Annotated in this window: 25 protein-coding genes and 1 pseudogene; 8 read left to right on the top strand and 18 right to left on the bottom strand. The window is 70.2% G+C overall.

Translation table 11 applies throughout. From position 1 onward, the window contains the following. The first annotated feature begins 326 nt into the window (after nucleotides 1–326). The 3 genes from AC5DRG_RS48910 to AC5DRG_RS48920 all read left to right on the top strand — a co-directional run bounded on the left by AC5DRG_RS48910 (nucleotide 327) and on the right by AC5DRG_RS48920 (nucleotide 3,755). Nucleotides 327–1,579, top strand: a protein-coding gene (locus tag AC5DRG_RS48910) for an IS3 family transposase (protein WP_491806785.1) whose coding sequence is annotated in 2 segments (ribosomal slippage) — nucleotides 327–609 and nucleotides 609–1,579 — 1,254 coding nt in all. Because the reading frame shifts where the segments join, the coding sequence is not laid out codon by codon here. 270 nt (nucleotides 1,580–1,849) lie between these two features. Beyond that, nucleotides 1,850–2,440, top strand: a complete 591-nt coding sequence (locus AC5DRG_RS48915) for a hypothetical protein (RefSeq protein ID WP_491806786.1) — start codon at nucleotides 1,850–1,852, stop codon at nucleotides 2,438–2,440. A gap of 133 nt (nucleotides 2,441–2,573) precedes the next feature. Further along, nucleotides 2,574–3,755, top strand: coding sequence for an FAD-dependent oxidoreductase (locus AC5DRG_RS48920; protein WP_491806787.1), 1,182 nt, complete (start codon nucleotides 2,574–2,576; stop codon nucleotides 3,753–3,755). Nucleotides 3,756–4,011: 256 nt separating this feature from the next. Here the strand turns inward: AC5DRG_RS48920 and AC5DRG_RS48925 are convergent, their stop codons facing one another. Continuing rightward, nucleotides 4,012–4,209 (bottom strand): TetR/AcrR family transcriptional regulator C-terminal domain-containing protein, encoded by a 198-nt coding sequence (locus AC5DRG_RS48925; RefSeq protein ID WP_491806788.1) that lies wholly within the window; start codon nucleotides 4,207–4,209, stop codon nucleotides 4,012–4,014. A gap of 155 nt (nucleotides 4,210–4,364) precedes the next feature. Here AC5DRG_RS48925 and AC5DRG_RS48930 point away from each other — a divergent pair, with 155 nt between their 5' ends. Continuing rightward, nucleotides 4,365–4,823 carry a hypothetical protein gene (locus AC5DRG_RS48930; protein WP_491806790.1) on the top strand — a complete coding sequence of 153 codons (459 nt, stop codon included), beginning with the start codon at nucleotides 4,365–4,367 and terminating at the stop codon, nucleotides 4,821–4,823. Between the two features lie 80 nt (nucleotides 4,824–4,903). Here AC5DRG_RS48930 and AC5DRG_RS48935 read toward each other — a convergent pair whose 3' ends face one another. The 3 genes from AC5DRG_RS48935 to AC5DRG_RS48945 all read right to left on the bottom strand — a co-directional run bounded on the left by AC5DRG_RS48935 (nucleotide 4,904) and on the right by AC5DRG_RS48945 (nucleotide 7,102). After that, nucleotides 4,904–5,662 (bottom strand): zinc metalloprotease, encoded by a 759-nt coding sequence (locus AC5DRG_RS48935; RefSeq protein WP_491806791.1) that lies wholly within the window; start codon nucleotides 5,660–5,662, stop codon nucleotides 4,904–4,906. 428 nt (nucleotides 5,663–6,090) lie between these two features. Beyond that, nucleotides 6,091–6,858 carry a CbtA family protein gene (locus tag AC5DRG_RS48940; protein WP_491806792.1) on the bottom strand — a complete coding sequence of 256 codons (768 nt, stop codon included), beginning with the start codon at nucleotides 6,856–6,858 and terminating at the stop codon, nucleotides 6,091–6,093. A 19-nt stretch (nucleotides 6,859–6,877) separates the two neighbouring features. After that, nucleotides 6,878–7,102 (bottom strand): CbtB domain-containing protein, encoded by a 225-nt coding sequence (locus AC5DRG_RS48945; RefSeq protein WP_491806793.1) that lies wholly within the window; start codon nucleotides 7,100–7,102, stop codon nucleotides 6,878–6,880. A 291-nt stretch (nucleotides 7,103–7,393) separates the two neighbouring features. Between AC5DRG_RS48945 and AC5DRG_RS48950 the strand changes: the two are divergent. Next, a pseudogene (locus AC5DRG_RS48950) lies at nucleotides 7,394–8,009 on the top strand (histidine phosphatase family protein). A gap of 73 nt (nucleotides 8,010–8,082) precedes the next feature. Here the strand turns inward: AC5DRG_RS48950 and AC5DRG_RS48955 are convergent. The 12 genes from AC5DRG_RS48955 to AC5DRG_RS49010 form a co-directional block, all read right to left on the bottom strand. Further along, nucleotides 8,083–8,409 (bottom strand): hypothetical protein, encoded by a 327-nt coding sequence (locus AC5DRG_RS48955; RefSeq protein ID WP_491806794.1) that lies wholly within the window; start codon nucleotides 8,407–8,409, stop codon nucleotides 8,083–8,085. 160 nt (nucleotides 8,410–8,569) lie between these two features. Then, nucleotides 8,570–10,150 carry an ABC transporter permease gene (locus AC5DRG_RS48960; RefSeq protein WP_491806795.1) on the bottom strand — a complete coding sequence of 527 codons (1,581 nt, stop codon included), beginning with the start codon at nucleotides 10,148–10,150 and terminating at the stop codon, nucleotides 8,570–8,572. After that, entirely contained in the window at nucleotides 10,147–10,578 is a 432-nt protein-coding gene (locus AC5DRG_RS48965; RefSeq protein WP_491806796.1) for an ATP-binding cassette domain-containing protein, read from the bottom strand. Before AC5DRG_RS48965 ends, AC5DRG_RS48960 begins: the two co-directional genes overlap by 4 nt. Beyond that, nucleotides 10,473–10,832 carry an ATP-binding cassette domain-containing protein gene (locus AC5DRG_RS48970; protein ID WP_491806797.1) on the bottom strand — a complete coding sequence of 120 codons (360 nt, stop codon included), beginning with the start codon at nucleotides 10,830–10,832 and terminating at the stop codon, nucleotides 10,473–10,475. Before AC5DRG_RS48970 ends, AC5DRG_RS48965 begins: the two co-directional genes overlap by 106 nt. Further along, a complete protein-coding gene (locus AC5DRG_RS48975) occupies nucleotides 10,829–11,164 on the bottom strand; it encodes a hypothetical protein (RefSeq protein ID WP_491806798.1) in 336 nt (111 codons plus the stop codon). Before AC5DRG_RS48975 ends, AC5DRG_RS48970 begins: the two co-directional genes overlap by 4 nt. A gap of 7 nt (nucleotides 11,165–11,171) precedes the next feature. Next, a complete protein-coding gene (locus tag AC5DRG_RS48980; RefSeq protein ID WP_491806800.1) occupies nucleotides 11,172–11,873 on the bottom strand; it encodes a methyltransferase family protein in 702 nt (233 codons plus the stop codon). Between the two features lie 81 nt (nucleotides 11,874–11,954). After that, nucleotides 11,955–12,128, bottom strand: coding sequence for a hypothetical protein (locus tag AC5DRG_RS48985; RefSeq protein ID WP_491806801.1), 174 nt, complete (start codon nucleotides 12,126–12,128; stop codon nucleotides 11,955–11,957). A gap of 41 nt (nucleotides 12,129–12,169) precedes the next feature. Beyond that, a complete protein-coding gene (locus AC5DRG_RS48990; RefSeq protein WP_491806802.1) occupies nucleotides 12,170–12,418 on the bottom strand; it encodes a DUF2933 domain-containing protein in 249 nt (82 codons plus the stop codon). Nucleotides 12,419–12,748: 330 nt separating this feature from the next. Further along, nucleotides 12,749–13,891 carry a DUF475 domain-containing protein gene (locus AC5DRG_RS48995; RefSeq protein ID WP_491806804.1) on the bottom strand — a complete coding sequence of 381 codons (1,143 nt, stop codon included), beginning with the start codon at nucleotides 13,889–13,891 and terminating at the stop codon, nucleotides 12,749–12,751. 146 nt (nucleotides 13,892–14,037) lie between these two features. After that, on the bottom strand, nucleotides 14,038–16,602 hold the full coding sequence (locus AC5DRG_RS49000; RefSeq protein WP_491806805.1) for a heavy metal translocating P-type ATPase: 2,565 nt from the start codon (nucleotides 16,600–16,602) through the stop codon (nucleotides 14,038–14,040). A 438-nt stretch (nucleotides 16,603–17,040) separates the two neighbouring features. Further along, the gene (locus tag AC5DRG_RS49005; protein WP_491806806.1) at nucleotides 17,041–17,370 is read right to left on the bottom strand and encodes a hypothetical protein; all 330 of its coding nucleotides are present in this window, start codon (nucleotides 17,368–17,370) and stop codon (nucleotides 17,041–17,043) included. After that, nucleotides 17,370–18,353: a cytochrome b N-terminal domain-containing protein gene (locus AC5DRG_RS49010; RefSeq protein ID WP_491806807.1), complete on the bottom strand. Its 984-nt coding sequence runs from the start codon at nucleotides 18,351–18,353 to the stop codon at nucleotides 17,370–17,372. Before AC5DRG_RS49010 ends, AC5DRG_RS49005 begins: the two co-directional genes overlap by 1 nt. On the opposite strand from AC5DRG_RS49010, the gene AC5DRG_RS49015 reads away from it, so the two are divergent. The 3 genes from AC5DRG_RS49015 (at nucleotide 18,315) to AC5DRG_RS49025 (ending at nucleotide 19,386) form a co-directional block, all read left to right on the top strand. Next, nucleotides 18,315–18,761 carry a transposase gene (locus AC5DRG_RS49015; protein WP_491806808.1) on the top strand — a complete coding sequence of 149 codons (447 nt, stop codon included), beginning with the start codon at nucleotides 18,315–18,317 and terminating at the stop codon, nucleotides 18,759–18,761. The two genes, AC5DRG_RS49010 and AC5DRG_RS49015, sit on opposite strands and share 39 nt — an antisense overlap. 169 nt (nucleotides 18,762–18,930) lie before the next feature. Beyond that, complete coding sequence (locus tag AC5DRG_RS49020; protein WP_491806809.1) at nucleotides 18,931–19,122, top strand: hypothetical protein; 192 nt, start codon at nucleotides 18,931–18,933, stop codon at nucleotides 19,120–19,122. A gap of 54 nt (nucleotides 19,123–19,176) precedes the next feature. Then, the gene (locus AC5DRG_RS49025; RefSeq protein ID WP_491806810.1) at nucleotides 19,177–19,386 is read left to right on the top strand and encodes a hypothetical protein; all 210 of its coding nucleotides are present in this window, start codon (nucleotides 19,177–19,179) and stop codon (nucleotides 19,384–19,386) included. A 191-nt stretch (nucleotides 19,387–19,577) separates the two neighbouring features. Here the strand turns inward: AC5DRG_RS49025 and AC5DRG_RS49030 are convergent, their stop codons facing one another. Together AC5DRG_RS49030 and AC5DRG_RS49035 are read right to left on the bottom strand one after the other, a co-directional pair. After that, complete coding sequence (locus AC5DRG_RS49030) at nucleotides 19,578–19,793, bottom strand: hypothetical protein (protein WP_491806811.1); 216 nt, start codon at nucleotides 19,791–19,793, stop codon at nucleotides 19,578–19,580. Nucleotides 19,794–19,844: 51 nt separating this feature from the next. Further along, entirely contained in the window at nucleotides 19,845–20,123 is a 279-nt protein-coding gene (locus tag AC5DRG_RS49035; RefSeq protein WP_491806812.1) for an SHOCT domain-containing protein, read from the bottom strand. Between the last annotated feature and the right edge of the window lie 59 nt (nucleotides 20,124–20,182).

The raw sequence follows: 20,182 nt of genomic DNA on the forward strand, positions 1-20,182 counted from the left end.
AGATCAGCTGTCCGCGGAGCGGGACCCGAGGTGTCCGCCTACAAGGATCTTGCGCTATCCGCTCTCACCACCCAAGCTCGGGGGATCAAGGACCTGCGGAGGTCGAGATGATGGCCAGCCGTGGGTGGAATGAGGCGCTTGCGCGCCCTGACGTCTTGGAGCGCAAGGTCACGGAACTGGCTGTGAGAGTGACCGCTCTTGGGGGAGGGATGCGAGCCGCGAGGCTCGCATCGGAACCCCGCGCAGCGCCTCCCCGCATCCGGACGAAAGCGCATGAACCGCCCCGGTTCGAACGGAGACTCGATTCCGTGTAAGGATTCCGAGTCATGGCACGACCCTCGATGTACCCGCCCGAGCTGCGCAGGCGCGCGGTCCGCATGGTCGCGGAGATCCGCGACGGCTATCCGACCGAGACCGCCGCGCTGAACGCGGTGATGGAGAAGCTGGGCATCGGTTCGCGCGAGACGCTGCGCAAGTGGATCCGCCAGGACCAGATCGACACCGGGCAGCGGCCGGGGACGACGACCGAGGAGGCCGCGCAGGTCAAGGCCCTGAAGAAGGAGATCGCCGAGCTGAAGCGGGCGAACGAGATCCTCAAGGCGGCCTCGGCTTTTTTCGCGGCCGAGCTCGACCGGCCACACACGCGCTCGTAGCGTTCATCGACGAGATGCGGGACCGCTTCGGCGGTGTCGAGCCGATCTGCACCGTGCTGGCAGCACACGGCATCAGCATCGCCCCCTCCACCTACTACGCAGCCAGGAAACGCCGGTTGGCGCCCTCGCCACGAACCGTGCGGGACGAAGAACTCAAGGAACAGATCAAGGAGGTCTACCAGTCCAACTACCGGGTCTACGGCGCCAGGAAGGTCTGGCGACAGCTCAACCGCCAGGGCCACGAGGTGGCCCGCTGCACGATCGAGCGCCTCATGCGCGAGCTCGGCATCGCCGGCGCCGTCCGCGGCAAGAAGGTCATCACCACCATGCCGGATCCGGCCGCCGCCCGGGCCCCGGACCTGCTCGACCGCGAGTTCGTCGCCCCGGCTCCGAACCGCACCTGGGTCGCCGACTTCACACACGTCGCGGCCTGGGCGGGCGTCGTCTATGTCGCGTTCGTCGTGGACACCTTCTCGCGTCGCATTGTCGGCTGGTCCGCGTCGTTGTCGAAGGAGACCCAACTCGTCCTGGACGCCCTGGACATGGGGCTGTGGCAGCGCGACCGCGACGGCCGTCCGCCGGCCCCTGGCGAGTTGGTCCACCACTCCGACGCCGGGTCGCAATACACCTCATTTCGCCTCGCCGAACACCTCGACGCGGCTGGCATCGCGGCCTCGATCGGCTCGGTCGGCGACGCGTACGACAACGCGCTGATGGAGTCGACGATCGGTCTGTTCAAGACCGAGGTCATCAAACCGCAGCGGCCGTGGAAGACGCTCTCGCACGTCGAGCTCGCCACCGCCGAGTGGGTCGACTGGTACAACCACCGCCGGCTCCACGGTGAGATAGGGCACATTCCGCCCGTTGAATACGAAGCCAACTACTACCGAGCAACCACGAAACCCCAGCTCACAGCCACCAACTGAGATCTCCAACGAACCCGGGGCGGTTCAAACTGGGCGTGGGCCTGATCTCGGAGACCGGATTCGAGGTGTGTGGGGGCGAGGGGAGCACGGCGCTCGCTGCGGTACCTACAAGCAGGTGCGACCCTCAGGAGGCGTAACGAGACAGTGACAGCGGCCCTTGGCGCCCGACGCGGTGGTGACACGAGCGCGGGTCCAACTCATCATGGGTGAGTCATGGGGGGTTCGGTGGAAGTGTCTCGTGTGCGACGTCTCGGCAGGGTGCCGCGTCCGGTGCCAGTGGCCGCTGCCCGTGCCGGGCTGTTCTCCGTGCTCGGTACGGCCGTTGCGGGAACCGTCCATCATCTGGCGTTCGACTCCAGCCCCTCGTGGGGCGTGCGCGCCGCCGCCGCTCTCGTGCTCTTCGGCATCGCGCTGCCGGGCGCTGGTCAGGACAAGCCGCTGGTGAGGCAGTTGGTGCTGGCGACCGTCGCGCAGGTGGCGGTGGGCTACTGGTTCGTCCGGGCCGACGACGCGGTCCACACCCCCGCCCACGCCCTGTGGCCGACCTTCGCGCATGCGGGCTGGCCGGTGGTCGCCGCTCATGTGGTGCTGACTTCGTGGTGCGCGGTGCTGCTGCGCGGTGTCGACACCTGCCGACGGCGCGTGCTGTACGTGGCCGCACGCGAGTGGGAGCATCTGCGCGAGCTGCTGCGCAGGCTGTTCGTGCCGGTTCGTACGTCCTTGGACCTGACCGCGGCCGCTGCTGCCGGGCGGCGCCACTTCGATACCCGGTCCGCGCCACGCTCTCCGGCTCAGTTCCTCCTCGCGGGCGCCGTCGTCCGGCGCGGTCCGCCCTTCTCCCTGCCGCTGCGCGCGATCTGACTGCCGGCACGGCGTCCCGAGCCGTCGTGTCATGGCTGCGGTGCGCGGCGGCTTTCGGTGTGCGTCCAGTTCTGACCTGCCATGTCATGCCGGAGCGCGGGTTGATCAAATGCCCTGCGCCAAGGGGGAATTCATGTCCAAGACCGTTGTCGTCATCGGGGCGGGCCCGTACGGCCTGTCCACCGCCGCGCACCTTAAGGCGCGCGGCCTGAGTGTCAGGGTGTTCGGCTCGCCGATGGCGAGCTGGGCCGAGAACATGCCCGCGGGCATGTTGCTGAAGTCGCCGCCGAGTGCGTCGGTGCTGTGCGCGCCGGAACCGGGATTCACACTGGACGACTACGCCCGGCAGGCGGGGGAGGACCGGCTGTCCGGCCACGACCAGGTTCCGGTCGAGATGTTCGCGCGGTACGGGCGGTGGTTCGCCGAGGAGTTGGTGCCCGAGGTGGAGCACGTCCGAGTGCTGGGGGTCGACCGGCACTCCGAGGGGTTCCGGCTCAAGCTCGCCTCCGGTGAGGAGGTGCAGGCGCGCGTCGTGGTGGTGGCCAGCGGGATGGAGGGGTTCGCCTACGTTCCGGGCGCGCTTGCCGGCCTGGTGCCCGACGGGCTCGTCTCGCACAGCTCCCAGCGCGCCGACCTCGTGGCTTTTGCCGGGCGGGATGTCGTCGTGCTGGGGGCCGGGCAGTCGGCGCAGGAGAGCGCGGCGCTGTTGCACGAGGCCGGGGCGAGGGTCAAACTGCTCGCGCGAACCGACAAGTTGGTGTTCGGATCCGGTCCCACACCGGGGCCGCACTGGCAGCCGGACACCCCGCTGGGGCGCTCCTGGGCGCTTTACGCGGTCGTCCATCAGGCCGCGGCCTTCCGCTTCCTCCCCGCGGCCACCCGCCTGCGGCTGGTGCGGCGGGTGCTCGGGCCGTTCGGATCGTGGTGGCTCAAACCGCGCCTGGACGGCGTCGTGCCCACGAGGCTGGGACAGCACATCACCGGGGCGCGGCGGAACGGGGATGGGGAGGGCGTACTGCTCACCACGAGGGATCGCGAAGGGCGTACGCGCACACTGGAGACGGGCCACGTCCTGGCCGCCACCGGCTACCGGGTCCGCCTCGACGGGCTGGACTTCCTCGCCCCTGAACTGCGCGCCCGGCTGGCTCGTACAGGAGGGTTCCCGCACCTCGACACCGGCCTGCAGTCGTCCGTGCCAGGGCTGTACTTCACCGGCATCCAGGCGGCGGCGACCTTCGGACCGTTGCTGCGGTTCACCTGCGGCACCGAGTTCGCGGCATCGAGGCTGGCGGACGCTGTTGCGAGCAGGGGCTGAGCCGTCGCACCCTTGGGTCGGGCAGGGTCGGCTCGGGCGCGTCAGTGCGGCCCTGGCCCGTCGGCGGTGATTCCCGCCAGGAGCCGACGTAGAGCAGCCTCACGTACTCCTTAGGGCTTGTCTTCGGGGCGCCGGCCGAGCGGCTGTTCGCCCCGAAGACCGCGGGCGGTCGACGCGGAACCACAGGCGGCCCACATGGGAACAACGGCCGCGTTTCGCTGACGGCATCGCATGGCAAGGCGCCGATCGCCAGGCGTCAGGAGACAGCTTCTGCGTCGGTCGGCATGTAGTGGTCCAGGAACATCTCCACCCCACGTGAGATCAGCCGGTCGGTGAGGGCGGTGTCGATCTCGGTGCCGTACGCGCTGAAGACCAGGTGCGGATAGAGCACCAGTGAGTAGAGCTGGATGATCGCCACCTCCAGGTCCGGGATGGCGAGTCGGCCCTTGGCCACGCGCTGTTGCAGCGCCCGCCACGGCCGGGTGGTGGCGTCCGGGGGCCTGCTTCTGCCAGGCGGTTCCGAGCTCGGGGAAGTGGTGCAGTTCGCGGCTGACGAGGTTTGCGCATGGCCAGGACGTCGGGGTTGTCCCGCACGCCCTGGACCCAGGCATGGGCGGCTTCGGTGAGCGCCATGTGCAGGTCGTCGGCGTCGTCGCCTTCGCGCTGACCGCTGTCGGCGCGGCACTGCTGACCCGCCTGGACGCGGACAGCGGCGTCTGGACGGACCTCGTACCCGGGTTCGCGTTGTTGTCGCTCGCTCTCGGCACCGCGTTCGTCTGCGCCACCACAGCCGCGATGAACGGCTTGCCGCACCAGGACATGGGCCTCGCCTCCGGTCTGGTGAGTACGTCGCACGAGCTCGGCGCGGCGCTCGGTGTCGCCGTCATCTCGACCATCGCCGGGGCGAGTCTGGAGGGCGGTGGCGCGGGCGTGGCGGCCGGAACCGGAGGCTTCGATGACGCCTTCACCGCCTGCGCGATCATCGCCGCCGCAGTCGCCGCCCTCGGTGCGTTGCTGTTGCCGGCGGGACGCCCGGATCCGTCACACGGGCCGGTCATGGCCCACTGAGAAGGGGAGTCGGGCGTCCCGAGGCGAATCGGCTGAGGCGGCCGGAACGTTCCGGCCGCCTCAGCCCCGAGGCGTAGGTGTCAGCTTGCCCAGATCACGAAGGTGATCACCGACTTGCCGCCGCCGAAGTCACGGACGTAGGTGTCGCCGTGTGCGGAGTGCGCCACGCGCTTGCCCCAGCTGGCCTTGTCGTTGCCGACCTGCGGGACGGCCGCCGACTGGTCGACGGTGCTGGTCGAGTCGAGGTGGGCGTAGATGGTGGCCAGCTGGTCGTAGTCGTGTGTGTTGGGGTGGAGGTTGCTGGGCGGCCCGTCGGGGGTGTTGGTGTAGTCCATGCAGGTGCCCAGGTTGGCGTTGGTCTGCGTCGTGTCCTGGTGGTCCAGGCCGAAGGTGTGTCCGACCTCCTGGCACGTCACCATGGTTCTCCAGGACGGCGTGTTGTACGTCGACGTGTTGAAGTAGGTGTCGTTGAGCTTGACGGTGCCCGAGCTGATGTGGGTGCTGCCGGTCACCGATATCGAGGCGAGGCCCAGCCAGCCGTTGTTGCCGTAGGTTCTGTTGCACACCTCGACCCGGCCGGTGGTGGCCCGGCAGCTGTTGTTGGACTGCCCGGTCACGATGGTGGTGTCGAGGACCGAGGACGTGGACCAGTCGGACGAGGCCGTGCTCAGGTAGCTCTTCCAGGTGGAGCTGAGGTTGTCGCCGAGCTTGAGGGTGAAGGGGTTCGAGGTACGTGCCCAGTGGTAGCCGCCCCAGGAGTGGTTGGCCTGCGCGGTGGTGGCGAACGTCAGGGTGGCGAGAGTGGCGGCGGTTGCCGCGGCGAGCAGCTTCGTGCGCACGAGGGGTCTCCTCAGTGGTCGGGGGATGAAAGCCACACGCGACCCTGAAGGCACCCCTGTTGTCGCCGACACAGCCAAGATCGCGTCCTGCCTTGCGTTGGTGACTGACCGGTCGACGGGACGGCATGCAACGTAGACATGCCAGTGGGGTTCCTGTCGATCAGGGGTAATCAACCGCTAAGTAGATTAGGGGAGTCACCGCAGTTTTGTCATGGGCACGGATTGTTAAATCCAGCGGCGTGACCTGCACGGCCGGAGGCCGCGTGTGGCCGCTCGCGCCGTCCTTCGCCGAAGCGACCTCGTGATGCAGGGCAGTTGTGTACGCACGGAACGGCCACCGTCGCTTGCTGGCGACGGCGGCCGTTCCGGGGTGAGTGCCGTTTTGCTGTTGCTTCTGGGCTTGTTGATATTCCGTGTTCGTTCGAGTCTCAGGGTGCCGCGGGAACACGCTGAGCGGTCGTCGAGTCTCCCTTTCCGGCTCCGGCGGGCGCGGGTACGAGCAGCCGTTCGGCGAGGTGACCGAAGAGAAGCCCGAAGCCGGCCCACAGTGCGCACTGAATGGCGAGTGCGGAGACGCGGAACCGCCACATCAGTGTTGCGGAGAAGTCGGCGGGTGCTTCGTTCACCGCGGGGAGGAACGCGTATGCGAGCCCGACCAGGACGACGAGGGCCGCCGAAGCGGCGACTGTGGCGTACCAGTTGCCCAGACGCGGGGCCAGCCGGCGTCCGAGGATGACGGTTCCCACGGCGAGCAGCACGCTGAGGGCGATCATCAGGAAGTACAGGGCGGTGCGCTTGCCGAGTGTGTCCGGGTCACTGACCGCCGGTGGGTTGGCCGGGTACTTGAGGAACGGGACCACGTAGACGGCGAGGAGCCCGCCCACGGAGACCAGCGCCGCTGCCGCTCGCGGGCTGAACCGACCGATGCGGCCCCACGCCACGCAGAAGGCCAGCGCGGCGATACCGCCGAGTGCCACGCCGTAGATGAGGACGCCGGTCGCCAGGCCGCCGGTGGCCTGCATGGTGCGGCTGACGAGTTCCATGCCGTGTTCACTGCTGTGGGAGTCCTCGTACGCGATGGCCGCGTCGACCTGGGGCTCGCCCAGGAAGTAGGCCACGAGGAGCGCGAGTACGCCGGCCGCGAGTCCGGCGATCATGCCGCGGACGAGCAGGGCTCGTACGGAGATGGGTTCCACGATGTTCTCCTTCTCGCGCTCAGTGGCAGGGGAAGCCGAGCAGGTGCCGGCCGTCGTGGACCCACTCGTGCACGCCCTGGCCGGAGAAGACCGAGGTCACGCCCTGTTCGGTGCCGACGAAGTAGAGCAGGACGAACATGAGGATGCCGAAGAAGAGGGCCCAGGGCGCGATGGCCTTGAGGGAGACGGGGGTGATCGCCGGTGCGGTGCCGACGACGGGTGTGGGCGCAGCGGACTGAGCCATGGCAGAACCTCCAGGGGAACACGCGTCCCGGTCATTGGTGCCGTTACGACGGTGCGGGGTCTGACTTCCCCGTCGGTGCCCAGCCGTGGGCTTGGGCGGAGTACACAGTGGCGCGGCCGTACCGGAGTCTCACCGGCTTCCGTCGCACCGTCGTCATGTCCATGCGACCGTACCGGGTGCAGGTCAGCGCCGCTACGGCGTACGGGGGGGTGCCCGCCACGCGCCCCCGGGGCCCAACTGCCGTGCGGTGCCCGGTGGATGGGACGATCACGGGAGGGAGGGGGCTTGAGGGTGACGGTGCGCGTGATGTTGATCTCACCGGCGTTGGGTGAGGCGCAGCGGTGGGCCGATTCGATGGCGGGTCCTCTGTGGATTCTGTGGCGCTCCGGCGGACGGGCGAGGGCGCGGTGTCTGTTCCGGCGTTCGCGCGCTGTTATTACGGCGTGTCGGCGCGCTGCCCCGAGACCGTCGGCGCTCTCGGACTGCGAGCGGAAGAGGCGCCGCAACTGCGCGTTCTCGACGTCGGCTCCTGGCTGGGGCGGACGCTGGACGAGGTAGCCGAGGCGGAACCGGGCGCCGTCACCGCTTGGTTGGCGGAACCGGAAGCCGCCCCGCACGGCGGGGAGTCGCTCCGCGACCTGATGGCCAGGGTGGGCGCCTGGCTCGACGCCCGTGCGGAGGAGCGCGGCCGGACCACGGCGGTGGTCGAACCTCCCGTGATTCGCGCGGCGATGGTGCACGCTCTCGGGCTGCCGCCCCGGTCTTCCGGCGGCTCGACGGCGTGCCGCTTTCTGCTACCGAGTTCTCTGGGAGGACCGGTCGATGGAACCTGCCGTGCGGACGTCCCCTCGGCCTCGGAGTCGATACGGCACAGGTCGCCTCGGCGGGTAACTCCCCACGTCAGTGAATGACGGAGCCGATCGGCGTGCCCGAGACCGTCTCCGGCCGGGCCGAACCCGAGCGGGAGCACGGTGGCGATGTCAGTCGGCGAGCATGACGCCCAGGAAGAGAGCGGCGAGTGCGCTGATCGCGGTGAGAGCGCCGAAGACGGCGAGTCCGGTCGTGGTGCGGGCCCGTGCGTGCAGTGCCGCGGTCAGACCTGAGACCGCGACGGTGACGAGCTTGACGACGAGCGTCACCTCGTACCCTCCCGTGATCTCGTCCCGCTCGGCGACGATGTTCCAGACGCCGGTGGCCACCAGCACGGCGAACGCCGGCCAGGCCACCTGGTTGAACCGGCGGGCGGCCGCGCGCGGCACGTCCGAGCCGAGGCGCCGCAGTACTGGTACAAGCGCCGCCAGCGTCAACTGGCCGCCTACCTAGACGGTGGCGGCGAGCACGTGCACGAACATCCGGACCGTGTCCCAGTCGGCAGGCAGCATGGATGCCGTCCCTTTCATCCTCGGCGACGCGCCTGCGGCTTCTGTCTGCGGGTGTGCGCGACGGGGCGCACGGCTTCCGTGATGCTCATGCTGGTCGCGCCCTGGGGATCGGCGGACGACGCGTCACATTCGTACGCCGGGCGGTGCGCATGCCGCGGCGGAACACTACGGCGGCGGCCGCGGTGATGCCCGCGAGCCAGGCGAGGGCGATCAGCAGCGGGCCGGTCTGGTCGAAGCTGCCGGTGAGGACGGCGTCGGTCAGGACGCGGAAACCGCCGTAGCCGGGCAGGAAGTGGGCCCAGGTGGGTGGCATGGCGTAGAGCATGGGGTCCTGGTAGATGCCGAGGTCGAGGAAGGGCACCATGAAAGCGACCAGCACCCCGGCGATCCGCCCGAAGACCGGCCCGAGGATCACGCCGAGCAGGGCGTAGGTGAGGGCGAGGAGGATGTTGGCGGCGATGTAGCTGCCCCACTGGCGGATGTCGGCGACGGCGGCGGTGACCGCCAGGGACACGCCGACGATGAGCAGGGCGGCGATCGCGATGAGGGCGAGGCGTGCGGCCAGCAACGGGCCGGGGCGCTGCCCGGCCAGGACCAGGCGCTGGTCGGCGGCGCGGGAGTCCAGTGTGAGGAACATGCCGACCAGGACGGCGAGCGTGGAGATGGCGATCGGGGCCATGAAGGCGGGGTGGACTCCGGCGGCGAAGGAGAGGTCGACGACTCTGCTCACTTGGCGGCCGTTCTCGTCCACCGTCATGCGGGTCTTGCTGCCGGGGGCGAGCGCGGTGGCGAGCACGATGAACATCGTGGGTACGGCGGCGAGCAGCACCCACAGCACTCGGTTGCGGCCCCAGTCCAGCAGTCCCGCCCGTAGCGCGGCCCGAAGTTGACCGGTGATGGTGCCCGGGTGGACGCTTCGGGGAGCGCGGGCGATGCGGGAGGTCAGGGTCACCACCGTCCACGCCAGGAGCGCGGCGCCGAACGTCCAGGCCAGTGCCCAGCCGAGGTCGCCGACGCGACCGGCGTGGTGTGAGGGCAGGTCGGTCATCCACAGGGTGACGAAGTGGGTCGGGAACGCCCGGCCGACCGGACGGGTCGCCGAGCCGAAGACCGGGCCGAACATGACGTCGACGATCCACACGAAGAAGATCAGCACGATGCCGTTCACCGGACCGGTGACCAGGGCACCGAGGAGGGCGCCGACGGCCAGGTAGATGACGGCGAACATGAACGTGCCGGCGATGACCTGGCCCGGGTGGGCGATGCCGGTGCGGGCCGCGAGGGTGAGCACCGCCGCGGCTGAGGCCACTACGGCGAGCGCCAGGCCGGTGACCGCGCGGGCGGTGGCAAGGCGGCGTGCGGGCAGCCCGGCAAGCACCAGCTGGCGGTCGGCGGCACGGGCGGCGCGGACCTGGAAGTACATGGCGACGGCCGCGATGAAACCGGCCGCCCACCCGGCGGTGGCGGTCTGCACCTGCGCGCCGGGCGCGGCGGTCCCGCTGAGCAGTTCGCCGATCTTGGCGATGGACCCGGAGGCCGCGGCCACGAACACCCCCGGTACCAGGAGCAGCATGAGCAAGTTGACGCGGTTGCGGGCGTAGTCGGTCAGGAAGCGGCGTACGAGCAGCGGACCGGTCCCTCGCGCTGCGGCGGTCAGCGGGGTCATTTCGGCACCGTCCTGCCGTCGCGAAGCTGCAGGATGCGGTCGAAGCGCTGTTCGTCGGTGACGAAGTGACTGATGATCAGCACCGAGCGGCCCGTCTGTCGGCGTTCGGCGACCAGGTCCCAGAAGCGCAGGTAGGTGTCGAAGTCGAAGCCCGAGTACGGCTCGTCGAGGAGCAGCACGTCCGGGTCGGCCAGCAGTGCCAGGCCGAGGTTGAGCTTGGACAGGGTGCCGCCGGACAGTTGGTCGGCGCGGGTGGCGGCGTAGCGTTCGAAGCCGAGCGCCTCGTACAGGGACCTGCGGGAGCGCCGGGCGGCCTCGTCCGTCAAGGCGTAGGCGCGGCCGAAGAGTTCGAAGTGGTCGTCGCAGGTGAGGCGTTCGTAGAGAACGGGCTCCTGCGGGCAGTAGCCCAGCCGTCCGGCGTACGACACGCTGCCGGCGTCGCGGCCAGCGCGCCGACGAGGATCTTCATCAGGGTGCTCTTGCCGGAGCCGTTCTCGCCGACCAGGCCCACGATCTCGCCGGGTGCCAGGGTGACGTCGGCTCCACGCAGGACTTCGGCCCGGCGGCGCAGCGGCCACACTCCGCGCGGATAGGCCTTTTCGATTCCGTGGGCTTCCAGAAGCGTGCCGCCGGTGGTTTCGGCTGATGCGGAGCCCGTGCCTGAGACCGTGTCGACCCTCACGCTGCTCGCCCCCGTACTTGGACGCCTGTCGTGCCCTGTGACTGGGCTGCGGTCTGCGCGGCGGGCAGGTCCCGCCAGGTGTCGGCGGCGGAGTGGACCAGGACGGCGGCGGTGTAGCCGGCGCCCCACAGGTCCCAGAGCAGGGCGGGTGCGTCGATGGGGAGGAGAGCCGCAAGGGGCAGCGCGCCGGTGAGGAGCAGGACCGGGGCCGTGCGGTGAATCGTGCGCGGGAGTTCGGTGGGCCAGCGCCGGTGGCGTCGGGTGAAGTGGGTGGCGCAGGCGGCGATGGTGAGGATCTGTGCCGCTACCAGGGCCCAGGCCAGGGTTTCCATGACGGGTTCACCTCCGGGCGGCGGGCGGGCGGGACTTGGATGGGTCGGCGCCCGTTCCCGTGGGGCCGTGATGCGGCTGGTCGGGACGGTGGAGGTGGGGCCAGAAGGCGGGGGTGTGGACGGCGTAGGCGGTCCAGTCGTCGCCGAACTCCTTGGCCACCTCGCGTTCCTCGCTGCGGGCCAGCCTGGTGTACACGTACACCAGGACCGGGAACATGATCACGGTGGGGATGGTGGGCCACTGCAGCAGGAAGCCGATCATGATGAGCAGGAAGCCGTCGTACTGCGGGTGACGCACCCAGGCGTACGGGCCGGTGGTGGCCAGCGTCTTGTGCTGGGCGGCTTCGTGCAGGACCTTCCAGGCGGTGGCGATCAGCCAGAAGCCGACGCCGATGCCGACGTAGCTGGCCAGGTGGAAGGGGCTCAGGTGCGGGTCGCCCTGCCAGTTGATCAGGTCGTTCCAAAGGTGCCCGCCCGCGTGGGTGTCCTTCAGCAGCGGGAAGCGGGAGCCGAGCCAGCTGCCGAGCAGGTAGATGGTCAGCGGGGTGCCGTACATCTCGGTGAACAGGGCGACCAGGAACGCCGAGTAGGCGCCCATGGCCCGCCAGTCCCGCTTGGTCTTCGGGTGGAAGAAGCCGGCGGCGAAGACGATGAACAGGATGGTGTTGAGGATCACCAGCGGCCACAGGCCGTAGGCGGCGTCAGCCATGACGAACTCCCTCAGGGTGTGGCGTGCGGTGGGCGAGACGGGTCATCCGGTGGCGATAGGTGGCGGCGTCGATCCGGCCGGTCAGCAACTGGTGGGCGAGCTGCCGCTCGGTGGCGACGGCTGCGGCCGGCCGCCGCCCAGCCGGGCCAGTGACGGCCGGTGCCGGGCGGAGAGGGTGCACAGCCGTGCGGTGTCGCGGACCAGGCCGGTGAGCACCAGTGCGAACAGCAGTGCACCGATCAGCGTGGTGATCACGCCTCACCACCTCCTTCACCCGGGACCGGCGCGGGGGCCGGTCACAGGTGCTTGTGCAGTCGGTCCTGGCTGTCGGTGGGGCGGTCGTCGTGCTGGTGGCCTTCGTGGCCGCTGTGCTGGTCGTGGCCGTCGCCTCCGTGCATGCCGCGCATCATGAGCATCATCATCAGCGGGCAGGCGGCGAAGAGGGCCAGGAGCAGCAGGGTGTTCAGGGGCGCGCCCAGGGCGACGAGTCCCACGACGAGGATGGCCGCGGCGATCGCGTACGGGCCGTAGTTCTTGTGCTGCATGGCGTCCTCCTCCAATGTCCGTTGGTGGACGGTTGGTATACCTCCACCGGGTATTTCGGATTCTGCTGATCCTGCTCCCGCGCGAGCTCCGCAGGCAGAGGCCGAGCGGGCCTGTAGTGGGCCGGGGGTCCCTTCCGCGCAGGGCCGTTCGGCCCCGGTTCCGCCCGTCGGCGTCGCCTGTAAGGCCCGGTAAGCGGGTCCGGCGCAGTCCGGTGCGGTGCGGCAGCGCCCCAAAGGGGCGCGGGGCTGTATCGATGTGCGGCTCCGCCGCACGGGCGCGACCAGCCACGACGGACCCGCGGTCGACGCACCGGACTTCCAGCGGAGCGCTCAGGCTTCGGTGCCGCCCGGTGAGGGTTCTGGCCCGGTACGGACGGAAGCGGTGGGGCCCGGGGGCGTGCTCGCCGCGAGGATGCCGGCGGCCTGCCGGGATCGGCGGTTGCGGACGAGGGAGGACAGGAAGGCGGCGAGGATGAAGGCGACGCCGATCGCGCCGGTGACGGCCTGGGGGACGTCGTAGCGGATGGAGACGACGAGGATGACGCCGAGGGCGCCGATGGCGTAGTGGGCGCCGTGTTCGAGGTAGACGTAGCTGTCCAGGGTGCCCCGGCGGACCAGGTGCACGGTCAGGGAGCGGATGTACATCGCGCCGATGCCCAGGCCGAGGGCGATCTGGAAGATGTTCTGGCTGATGGCGAACGCACCGATCACGCCGTCGAAGGAGAACGAGGCGTCGAGGACCTCCAGGTACAGGAAGAGGAAGAACGCCGCCCTCCCGCGGGCCGGCGCGCGCGGGGCCGACGCGGCCTGGGGTGACTCGTCGGCGGACTCCGGGCGGTCGCCCTCGCGTTGGAAGAGCTGGGACAGGCCGTCGACGACCAGGTAGGTGACCAGTCCGAGCACCCCGGCGAGCAGCACCGTGCTCTGCTTCGGGCCGGCCAGCAGTTGGGCTGCGGTGGCGAGCACGGCGAGGGCGGCGAGGACGGAGAGGTGGTCCAGCCGCGCGGCGCGGGCGAGCGGCCCCTCGACGGCCCGCAGCCAGCGGACCTCGCGCTCTTCGTCGAGGAAGAAGTCGAGGGCGATCATCAGCAGGAAGATCCCGCCGAACGCGGCGATCGCCGCGTTCGCGTGCTCCAGGTGTTCGGCGTAGGTATCGGGGCGGTTGATGGCCATGTCCAGGACGGAGGCCGGTGTGTCGCCCGTGGTGGTGGAGACGACAAGGAGCGGGAAGAGCAGCCGCATGCCGAAGACGGCGATGAGGATGCCGAGAGTGAGGAAGATTTTCTGCCAGAAGGCGTTCATCCGCCGCAGCACGGTGGCGTTGACGACGGCGTTGTCGAACGACAACGACACCTCCAGTATGGCGAGGACGCCCACCGCGGCCAGGCCCGCCGGGCCCCAGGCCAGCAGGGCGACCACGAGGCCGAGCGCGGTGGCGCCGAAGGACCAGCCGAACGTACGCAGGGTCTGCACCGGGAAACCTCCCCTTGACGGGTGGTGGACGGCGCGCGGAGTCCGCGCCGTGGGAGCGCTGTTCGGCGTCTGGGGTGCGCGGAGCGGGCCGGGCACGGGTGCGCGCGACGTGCGCACCGGGTCGCGCCCTGTCTGTCGGCGCCTGGTCAGGTGCTGCGGGCCGGTCCGGAAGCCATGGGTGTACGCGGCGTGGATTCGGCGGGCTCGGGCGGTGCGGTGGGCAGTCGCAGGCGTTTGAGGGCGAGGGCGTTGACGGCGACGATGATGCTGGAGCCGGACATGGACAGCGCGGCGATCTCGGGGCGCAGGGCGAGGCCGAGGGCGGGTTCGAAGACGCCGGCGGCGATGGGCAGGGCGATGGAGTTGTAGCCGATGGCCCAGGCGAGGTTCTGGCGCATCTTGCGCAGGGTGCCGCGGCCGATGCGCAGGGCGGTGGGGACGTCGAGCGGGTCGGAGCGCATCAGCACCAGGCCGGCGGTCTCGATGGCGACGTCGGTGCCGGCGCCGATGGCGATGCCGAGGTCGGCCTGGGCGAGGGCGGGGGCGTCGTTGACGCCGTCGCCGACCATGGCGACCTTGCGGCCACCCTGCTGTAGTTCGGCGACCTTGGCGGCCTTGTCGCCGGGCAGCACCTCGGCGATCACGGTGTCGATACCGAGCTGTCCGGCGATGCGGTCGGCGGTGGCCTGGTTGTCGCCGGTGAGCATGACCACTTCGACGCCGAGGGCGTGCAGTTCGGCTACGGCCTGCGCGGAGGTCTCGCGGGGCGCGTCGGCGATACCGATCAGACCGGCGGCACGTCCGTCGACGGCGGTGATGACGACGGTGCGGCCGGTGGTGGCCAACTCCTTGCGCCGCTGGGCCAGTTCACCCAGGTCGATCTCTTCCCGCTCGGCCAGGCGGTGGTTGCCGACGACCACGCGGTGACCCTCGACATCGGCGATCGCGCCGTGTCCGGGGACGTTCTCGAAGCCCGCGGCGCGCACCGCGCCCACAGCCTGTGCGTCGGCGTGGCGGACGACGGCCTCGGCCAGCGGGTGTTCGGACTCCCGTTCCACCGCGGCGACCAGGCGCAGCAGTTCGGTCTCGGTCATGCCGTCGGCGGTGATGACGTCGGTGACTTCGGGTTCGCCCTTGGTCAGGGTGCCGGTCTTGTCCATGACGACGACCTGGATGCGGGCGGATGCCTCCAGTCCGACGGCGTTCTTGAACAACACGCCCCGCTTGGCTCCCAGTCCGGTGCCGACCATGATCGCGGTGGGGGTGGCCAGGCCCAGGGCGTCGGGGCAGGTGACGACCACGACCGTGATGGCGAACAGCATCGCGGTGCCGAGCGGGCGGTCGGTGGCCAGCAGCCACACGGCCAGCGTCGCGGCACCGCCGAGCAGGGCGACGAAGACCAGCCAGAACGCGGCCCGGTCCGCGAGCCGCTGTCCGGGGGCCTTGGAGTTCTGGGCCTGCTGGACGAGTTGGACAATCTGGGCCAGGGCGGTGTCGGCGCCGACCTTGGTGGCGCGCACCCGCAGAGTGCCGTTGGCGTTGATGGTCGCGCCGACGACCTGGGACCCCACGGCTTTGTGCACGGGCAGGCTCTCGCCGGTGACCATCGACTCGTCGACGTCGCTCTCGCCCTCCTCCACCACGCCGTCGACCGCGATCTTCGCGCCGGGGCGGACCAGCAGCAGGTCGCCCACCGCAACCTCGGCGGTGGGGGTCTCGACCGGCTCGCCGTCGCGCAGGACGAGCGCCTTGGGCGGGGCGAGGTCGAGGAGGGTGCGGATGGCGTCGTTGGCGCCGCCCCGGGCGCGCATCTCGAACCAGTGGCCCAGCAGCACGAACGAGGCCAGCACGGTGGCCGCCTCATAGAAGACGTCGCCGCCGCCGGTGAGAGTGACGATCAGCGAGTACGTCCAGCCGGAGCCGACGGCGACCGCGACCAGCACCATCATGTCCAGGGTGCGGGCGCGGAGCGCGCGTACGGCGCCGTCGAAGAAGATCGTGCACGAGTAGAAGATCACTGGCAGGCTCAGCAGCAGCGCCCACACGTCCTCGCGCAGGCCGAATGGGACTGGGACGTCCAGTCCGAAGACGTCCTCGCCGATCGGCGACCAGATGACGATGGGGATGGAGAACAGTACGGCCACCAGGAAGCGGTTGCGCATGTCGGCCACCATCGCCGCCATCGACATGCCGCCGTGCCCGCCGTGACCCATCACCTCGTGCGGAGAGGGCATCGCCTCCGGTGCGGCGTGCGCATCGTGCTCGGCATGGCCGACGTGTCCCGCGTGCCCGGCATGGCCGACGTGTCCCGCGTGCCCGGCATGGCCGACATGTTCCTTGTGGGCAACGGGAGCCGACGGCTCGGCGACCGCCGTATGTCCCTCGTGTCCCGCGTGCCCGTCGTGGGCCGCGGGCGGGTCCGGCTCGGCCATCGGGTCGCACAGGTGGGCGGGCACGGACTGGCCCGCGCAGTGGTAGCCGCACTCCTCCACCCAGCGGCGCAGCTCGGCCAGCGAGGTGCGATTCGGGTCGAAGACCACGGTCGCCGTCTCCGACACCGGGTTGACCTCGACGTCCAGCACTCCGGGTCGGCGCCCCAGGACGGCGGCGGCGACGTTCTGCTGGGACGCCCACCGAAGCGCGCCCAGTTCGAGCACCGCGGTGCTGCGCTCCTTGCGGTGGCCCATCGGGTGATCCACGTGATGCTGCATGGATACTCCTCCTTCGGGTGGCGGGTGGTGTGCGTGTGGAGCATCGAGCGCAGCCCTCGCTAATAAACTAATTGCTTTAGTAAGGCTCCGCAGGGTGACCTGTGTATCCGAGGCGGCGTAACGCCGTACCGCCGCAGACGCCGAAGCGGGCGGTCGGCGAGCTCGACCAAAATCGCCCGCGTTGGATAGTCCCGGAGCGGCCCGGCGCGCTGGCGGGGCACGGGGCGGTCCTGGGTGGTCGGGAACTCGACCTGCCACAGCGCGCTCGCGTCCCATGCTGATCCCGTCGGCGACCACTCCATATAGGGCTAATGTCATTAGTAGTGGGCCGGAGGTCCCTACTAGGAAATTCCCGGCGACGACGGGCAGCCGGCGCCCCGGCGCGGCGCCGGCAATGTTCTGGTCCGGGCACCGCGGTGCTGCGCTCTTTGAGATGACCTATCGGTGGCGCGTGTGATGTCGGCGAGGAGCGTGGTGTGCCATGGCTCGGGTCTCCTTCCGCCCCTGGGGACGGGACTCTGTGACCGGGACATCGCGGCCGGGCGGCTTCCGGCGCGGGAAGCGGGGCGGGCCGGCGAGCGCGGTGAGGATCCGCCCCGCCTGGGCGGTGGACGCGACCAGGACGAGGGCGCTGACCGCCACGAAGAGGCCGGTGCCGGGGCCGGGAGCGGAGCGCAGGCCCTGGTAGAGGGCGCCCATCGCGAGCACCGCGATGGTGAGCAGGGCCCAGAACCAGCGCCGGGCGCGCCGCGCGTCGACGGCATACATCAGTGCCCCCTCGGATTGTTCACCCACACGTTCACGGTGACCGCAGCCAGTGCGAGGAGCACGACGACAGCCGCGGCCGTGGCCACCTTCCGCTCCCGCCACCGGCGTTTGGGACCGCGGTCGAGGAACGGCACCAGGAACAGCAGCCCGAACACGCCGACGATGACGAAGGCGATGGAGGCGACGCCGAACCACTGCTCCATCGGGAAGAACCACCAGAACATCCACAGCGGGCGGGTGACCTCGATCCCCTCCACCGGGGTCGGCCCGATCACCGGCGGCACCAGGACGGCCAGCGCGGACAGCACTCCGAGCAGCACCAGCCCGAACGACGCGACGCGCATCAGGTGGGCGGTGAACGGCTCGGGCGTCTCCCTCTCCGGCGCCGGGATATCCGGGTGCGGTGAGATTCTGTGCCGCTTGACCAGCAGGGCGTGCCAGACGAACAGCAGCAGGATCAGCCCCGGGATGATCACGGCGTGGGCGGTGTACAGGCGCAGCAGCAGCGGCACCCGGTCGGCGAGGTCCGAGGTGAACCAGACGCCCGCGCCGCCCAGCAGCTCGGCGACGTCCAGGTTGTGGATGAGCGCCTCGTACCCCTCCTGGTCCCACTTGATGACCGTGCCGGTGAAGATGGCCAGGAAGGTGAGCAGGAACATCGCGACGCCGACGATCCAGTTGCCCTCGCGGGGTTTCTTGAACGAGGCGTGGAAGAAGACGCGCAGCAGGTGCAGCAGTGCCATGACGAACATCGTCTGGGCGGCCCAGTAGTGCAGGCCGCGGGCGAAGCCGCCCAGCCAGACGTCGGTGACGAGGTCGCGGACGGACTGGTTGGCGTTCTCCGGCATGGGTGAGTAGAACTGCGCGATGTAGATGCCGGTGACCAGCAGGATCACGAACGAGACCGCGGTCAGTCCGCCCAGGCTCCAGGTGAGGTTGTTGGCGTGCTCGGGGACCGGATACGCCAGGGCCTTGATGCCCATCCGCTCGTCGACCGCGTCGACGGCGCGGCGGAACCGGCCGAGTGGGGCGATTCCCGCGACGCCTACGACAGCCCGGACGCCGTCGCCGCGTTCGCCGGCGTCGCCCCGGTCACCAAGGCGTCCGGCCGCATGCGCGGGGTCTCCTACCGCTGGGCCTGCAACAAACGCCTCCGCCAGGCCATCACGACCTTCGCGGACAACAGCCGCCACGAGAGTGCCTGGGCGGCGGACGTCTACCAGCGGGCCCGAGCCCGCGGCATGGACCACCCGCACGCCACCCGGGTCCTGGCCCACGCATGGGTCCGCGTGATCTACCGCTGCTGGCTCCACCACGAACCCTACGACCCCGCCCGACACGGCGCGGCACAACACTTCTTGCCCCAGCCCGAACTGGCTCAAGCGGTCTGAGGTTGACACAGGGGGTGTCATCGCTCCCCCCTCGGCGGTGTCATCGCTCCCCCCCCCGGCGGTGTCGTGCTCAAGCTGGCGGATGGTGTGCGGGGGACGCAGCCGGTGGGACAGCCACAGCCCACCGGCGGTCGCGGCGCCGGCCAGGCCGAGCAGGACCGCGTCGCCGTTGTCGGAGACGCCGCGGGCGGGCCGGAACTCGCCGAGGATCGTGCTGGTGCCGGTCTCGGTCCCGGTGGCGAACGTCCCGGGCTTCGGGGCTGAGGGCAGCTTGCCGCCGAGCGCGTTCAGCAGCAGCTTCCTGGCCTGGGCGTCGGCTGCCTCGGTGCGGCCGGGCCGCTCGACGACGTCGAGCGCCTGACGGACCAGGGCCAGGTCGACGCCCTCCTTCTTCGGTGCCATGAGGGCGTCCTCGATGCGTTCGGAGACCCGGCCGTCGCCGGCGTCGTTGGCGATCAGCGAGATGGCCTGCTCGGCCAGCATCGACGCCTCGTCGCTCTCCTCCTCGTCGGCCCGGGCGGTGCCGGAGAACAGCCCGATGAGCAGCAGGGCTGCTGCTGCGGCCACGACGCCACCACGTCTCGAAACGCTGTCGAGGCCCCTCGACTGCGCCGTGTTCTCATGAAGCTATGCGTGCATCACAGTCTCCATTCGCTGTGACACCCAGAGTGCTGCCAGGGCGCTTCTCCCCACCGCCTCATTCCATGGCGGCACACCGGAAAGCGGCAGATCGGCGTACAGGAAGCCGTGGTGACGAGGCGCCGCTCGGGTCTGCGTGGACCCGAGCGTCCTCACGCCTGTACCGCAGGTGCCTGCTCAGTCGGCACAGGTCGTGCCGTCCCAGCCGGCGTGGCCCTGGTGCATGCCGGGGTTGTGGGTTCCGGAGAACCCCATGGTCTGCGCGCACTGCCGCACGTGCTGGCCGAACCCGGAACCCGGATCCGCGGGAGCGTCGGCCCTCGCGGTCGCCGGTACGAGGGCCACGGCGGCCAGAGCCGCGAGGCCGACGCCGATTCGCGTAATCGCTCGCATGGCAGTTCATCCTCTCTGAGGTGAGCGGTCCCGCCCCTGACGGGGCTCTGGTCACTGCTTGGTCAGGGTGGGCCCGCCGGTGCGCAGCACCTCCAGGCGGCGCCGGTACTCCTCCTCGTCGATCTCGCCGCGGGCGAACCGCTCGGCGAGCAGCTGCTCCGGGGTTCCGGAGGCGGGGGGAGCGGGCGGCGGGGCGGAGACGCCGGTGTGCTCGGGCGGCCTGCGGAGGAGCAGGACGAAGGCGGTGATGATCAGCCCCCAGAAGACAACCATGCTCAGGGACATTCCGAACCATCCCCAGCCGTTGAGGTCGTGGTTGTACCAGAACATCGTCGTGATCCCTTCTCTCGACGAAGAGCGGAAGGACTCTGTCGCCCCGCGTTGATCGC

The organism is Streptomyces sp. JLBG701 (assembly GCF_058544905.1).

Excerpts from the sequence above, each read along its gene's own strand:
- AC5DRG_RS49010 (WP_491806807.1), bottom strand. The coding sequence starts at position 18,353 with ATGGGCATCAAGGCCCTGGCGTATCCGGTCCCCGAGCACGCCAACAAC.
- AC5DRG_RS48920 (WP_491806787.1), top strand. The coding sequence starts at position 2,574 with ATGTCCAAGACCGTTGTCGTCATCGGGGCGGGCCCGTACGGCCTGTCC.
- AC5DRG_RS49030 (WP_491806811.1), bottom strand. The coding sequence starts at position 19,793 with ATGCGAGCGATTACGCGAATCGGCGTCGGCCTCGCGGCTCTGGCCGCC.
- AC5DRG_RS49000 (WP_491806805.1), bottom strand. The coding sequence starts at position 16,602 with ATGCAGCATCACGTGGATCACCCGATGGGCCACCGCAAGGAGCGCAGC.
- AC5DRG_RS49025 (WP_491806810.1), top strand. The coding sequence starts at position 19,177 with ATGCGTTCGGAGACCCGGCCGTCGCCGGCGTCGTTGGCGATCAGCGAG.
- AC5DRG_RS48945 (WP_491806793.1), bottom strand. The coding sequence starts at position 7,102 with ATGGCTCAGTCCGCTGCGCCCACACCCGTCGTCGGCACCGCACCGGCG.
- AC5DRG_RS48930 (WP_491806790.1), top strand. The coding sequence starts at position 4,365 with ATGGGCGGCTTCGGTGAGCGCCATGTGCAGGTCGTCGGCGTCGTCGCC.
- AC5DRG_RS49035 (WP_491806812.1), bottom strand. The coding sequence starts at position 20,123 with ATGTTCTGGTACAACCACGACCTCAACGGCTGGGGATGGTTCGGAATG.
- AC5DRG_RS48980 (WP_491806800.1), bottom strand. The coding sequence starts at position 11,873 with ATGGCTGACGCCGCCTACGGCCTGTGGCCGCTGGTGATCCTCAACACC.
- AC5DRG_RS48990 (WP_491806802.1), bottom strand. The coding sequence starts at position 12,418 with ATGCAGCACAAGAACTACGGCCCGTACGCGATCGCCGCGGCCATCCTC.
- AC5DRG_RS48975 (WP_491806798.1), bottom strand. The coding sequence starts at position 11,164 with ATGGAAACCCTGGCCTGGGCCCTGGTAGCGGCACAGATCCTCACCATC.
- AC5DRG_RS49005 (WP_491806806.1), bottom strand. The coding sequence starts at position 17,370 with ATGTATGCCGTCGACGCGCGGCGCGCCCGGCGCTGGTTCTGGGCCCTG.
- AC5DRG_RS48960 (WP_491806795.1), bottom strand. The coding sequence starts at position 10,150 with ATGACCCCGCTGACCGCCGCAGCGCGAGGGACCGGTCCGCTGCTCGTA.